The 3,634-nt window shown below is 60.5% G+C and carries 4 protein-coding genes; all 4 read right to left on the minus strand.

Annotated features, from left to right (window positions below; all coding sequences use genetic code 11):
• Positions 1 to 92: GTP-binding protein (locus HMPREF9440_RS03255; protein WP_005434227.1), on the minus strand; the 92-nt coding region annotated here is incomplete at its 3' end.
• 31 nt (positions 93 to 123) lie between these two features.
• Positions 124 to 2,226, minus strand: a complete 2,103-nt coding sequence (gene fusA, locus HMPREF9440_RS03260) for an elongation factor G (protein WP_008541484.1) — start codon at positions 2,224 to 2,226, stop codon at positions 124 to 126.
• A 63-nt stretch (positions 2,227 to 2,289) separates the two neighbouring features.
• A complete protein-coding gene (gene rpsG / locus HMPREF9440_RS03265) occupies positions 2,290 to 2,760 on the minus strand; it encodes a 30S ribosomal protein S7 (RefSeq protein ID WP_040763399.1) in 471 nt (156 codons plus the stop codon).
• Between the two features lie 169 nt (positions 2,761 to 2,929).
• On the minus strand, positions 2,930 to 3,307 hold the full coding sequence (rpsL, locus tag HMPREF9440_RS03270) for a 30S ribosomal protein S12 (RefSeq protein ID WP_005434247.1): 378 nt from the start codon (positions 3,305 to 3,307) through the stop codon (positions 2,930 to 2,932).
• Between the last annotated feature and the right edge of the window lie 327 nt (positions 3,308 to 3,634).

Raw genomic sequence — 3,634 nt, forward strand, 5'->3', positions numbered from 1 at the left:
GCGGCGGTCAGCGTGGTCTTGCCGTGGTCCACGTGACCGATGGTGCCCACGTTGACGTGGGGCTTGGTACGTTCAAACTTACCCTTGGCCATTTTTGGTCCTTGATAGTTTCAATGGTTTGAATTACTTGGCCTTGTCGGCGATGACGGCTTCGGCAACGTTGCGCGGAGCTTCGGCGTAGTGCTTGAACTCCATCGTGTACGTCGCACGGCCCTGCGTGAGCGAGCGCAGCTGCGTGGCGTAGCCGAACATTTCGGCGAGGGGAACCTCGGCCTTGATGCTCTTGCCGCCGCCGACGAGGTCGTCCATGCCCTGGATGACGCCGCGGCGGGACGAAAGGTCGCCCATCACGTCGCCCATCTTTTCTTCAGGCGTTTCGACTTCGACGGCCATGATCGGCTCGAGGAGAACCGGGTTGGCCTTGCGCATACCTTCCTTGAAGGCCATCGAGGCGGCCATCTTGAAGGCGTTTTCGTTCGAGTCGACTTCGTGGTACGAACCGAAGTGGAGCGTGACCTTCACGTCGACGACCGGGAAGCCCGCGAGCACGCCGGCCTTGAGGGTGTCTTCGACGCCCTTTTCGACCGCCGGGATGTATTCGCGCGGAACCACGCCGCCCTTGATGGCGTCGACGAACTCGAAGCCCTGGCCGGGTTCGAGCGGTTCGAGCTTGAGCACGACGTGACCGTACTGGCCGCGGCCGCCCGACTGCTTGGCGAACTTGCATTCGGCGTTTTCGACGACGGAGCGGATCGTTTCGCGGTAGGCCACCTGGGGCTTGCCGACGGTCGCTTCGACGTTGAATTCGCGCTTCATGCGGTCGACGAGAATTTCAAGGTGAAGTTCACCCATGCCGGAGATGATGGTCTGGCCGGATTCTTCGTCGGTGCGCACGCGGAAGGACGGGTCTTCCTGAGCGAGACGGTTGAGGGCGAGCGCCATCTTTTCCTGGTCGGCCTTGGTCTTGGGTTCGACGGCCTGCGAGATCACGGGCTCGGGGAACTCCATGCGTTCGAGGATGATCGGGGCGTCGAGCGCGCAGAGCGTGTCGCCCGTCGTCACTTCCTTCAGACCCACGGCGGCGGCGATGTCGCCGGCCTCAACGAACTTGATTTCCTTACGTTCGTTGGCGTGCATCTGGAGAAGACGACCGATGCGTTCCTTCTTGTTCTTGACCGAGTTGAGCACGGTGTCGCCGGAGTTGAGAACGCCGGAGTACACGCGCAGGAACGTGAGCTGGCCCACGTACGGGTCGGTCATGATCTTGAAGGCGAGCGCGGAGAAGGGAGCGTCGTCCGAAGCTTCGCGGGTCGCTTCCTTTTCGTCGAGGTCGAAGCCGGCGACCGGCGGAATGTCCGTCGGAGCGGGGAGGAACTGCACGACCGCGTCGAGCATGCGCTGCACGCCCTTGTTCTTGAACGCGGTGCCGCAGAGCATCGGCTGCACTTCGCAGTTGATCGTGCGGGCGCGCAGACCGGCGATGATGTCCTCTTCGGAGAGCTCGCCCTCTTCGAGGTACTTGTTCATGAGCTCTTCACTGGCTTCAGCGGCGCTTTCGACCATCTTTTCACGCCATTCTTCGGCCGTGGCCTGAAGGTTGGCGGGGATGTCCTTGTATTCGAACTTCATGCCCTGAGACTTGTCGTCCCAGATGATCGCCTTCATCTTGATGAGGTCGACCACGCCTTCGAACGTGTCTTCAGCACCGATCGGCACGACGACGGGGACCGGGTTCGCCTGGAGGCGCTTCTTCATCTGGTCGTAGACCTTGAAGAAGTTGGCGCCCGTACGGTCCATCTTGTTGACGAACGCGAGACGGGGAACGCGGTACTTGTTCGCCTGACGCCAAACGGTTTCGGACTGCGGCTGCACGCCGCCCACGGCGCAGTAGACCATGCAGGCGCCGTCAAGCACGCGCATGGAACGTTCGACTTCGACGGTGAAGTCGACGTGCCCCGGGGTGTCGATGATGTTGAAGCGGTGGGATTCGAACTGGTTTTCCATGCCGCGCCAGAACGCGGTGGTCGCGGCCGACGTAATCGTGATGCCGCGTTCCTGTTCCTGTTCCATCCAGTCCATGGTGGCAGCGCCGTCATGCACTTCGCCGAGCTTGTGGCTCACGCCGGTGTAGAACAGAATGCGTTCGGTCGTGGTGGTCTTGCCCGCGTCGATGTGCGCGGAAATACCGATGTTGCGGTAACGCGAGATCGGGGTTTGACGAGCCATTTAAGGTTCCTCTTTAGGACGCCGCACAGAGGGTTTGAAGTCTCTGTGCGGGCGGATGAGCTGTTAGAAGCGGAAGTGCGAGAAGGCCTTGTTGGCTTCAGCCATACGATGGACTTCGTCACGCTTCTTCATGGCGCCGCCACGGCCTTCGGCCGCGTCGAGGAGTTCCCCCGCGAGACGCTGCGGCATGGACTTTTCAGAACGCTTCTTGGCGGATTCGCGCAGCCAGCGCATGGCAAGCGCCATGCGGCGGACCGGGCGGACTTCAACCGGAACCTGATAGTTGGCACCACCGACGCGGCGGGACTTGACTTCCACCAGCGGACGGACGTTGTTGAGCGCGGTGGTGAACACTTCAAGCGCGTTCTTGCCGGACTTTTCTTCGATCTGCGCGAGGGCGCCGTAGACGATGCGTTCGGCCACGGCCTTCTTGCCATCGAGCATGATCACGTTGATGAACTTGGTGATTTCGACGCTGCCGAACTTCGGATCGGGCAGCACTTCGCGCTTGGGTACTTCGCGACGACGGGGCATTTGAATTCCTCTTTCGTGTCTTCAGTCAATGCGCGGCCACTATTTTCATGTTGGGCGCAGCGCATTTTTTCTTTGCTAAGCGATCCAAAGGGATCGCGACTTACTCGGTTCGTTCACCGTCAGGCGGCGAATCGGACCGTTGCTCCACGGTTTGTCACCGCGAGTGGTATTAAGCGGCCTTCGGGCGCTTGGCACCGTACTTGGAACGGGCCTGCTTGCGGTCCTTGACGCCCTGGGTGTCGAGGGAACCGCGAACGATGTGGTAGCGAACGCCAGGAAGGTCCTTCACACGGCCGCCGCGGATGAGCACCACGGAGTGTTCCTGAAGGTTGTGGCCTTCACCGCCGATGTAGGAAATGACTTCGAAGCCATTCGTGAGACGCACCTTGGCAACCTTACGGAGAGCCGAGTTAGGCTTCTTCGGGGTCGTCGTGTACACACGGGTGCAAACGCCGCGCTTCTGCGGGCAGTTCTTCAGCGCGGGGCTCTTGCTCTTGTCGTGCGTGAGCTCGCGGGGCTTGCGAACAAGCTGGTTGATGGTAGGCATAAACGTCCGTCAAATAAAGGCCCGAAAAACCGGGCCGGTTTCAACATGCTTTCAAAGGAAAAACGCCGCACTGTCAAGTACTTGCGGGCGTTCCGCACCTCAGAAGAAAGAGGGGCGACTTTGAAAACACGTGATTTTCATCCAAAAGTCAAGGCGCTGTCAAGCGAAAGCGCCCCGGAAAAAAATCAGGGGCGCGGAAATGACGAACCGCCCGGCGGGACGAGCCCTCGGGCGGTTCGGTTCTTTCGGGTTCCAGCGGGGAGATCCAGGGGACCTCCCCGTCGGCGGGACGATGGGCTTAGGAACAGTAAAGAAATAAAATTTACT

The organism is Sutterella parvirubra YIT 11816, from assembly GCF_000250875.1.
GTDB lineage: Bacteria > Pseudomonadota > Gammaproteobacteria > Burkholderiales > Burkholderiaceae_F > Sutterella > Sutterella parvirubra.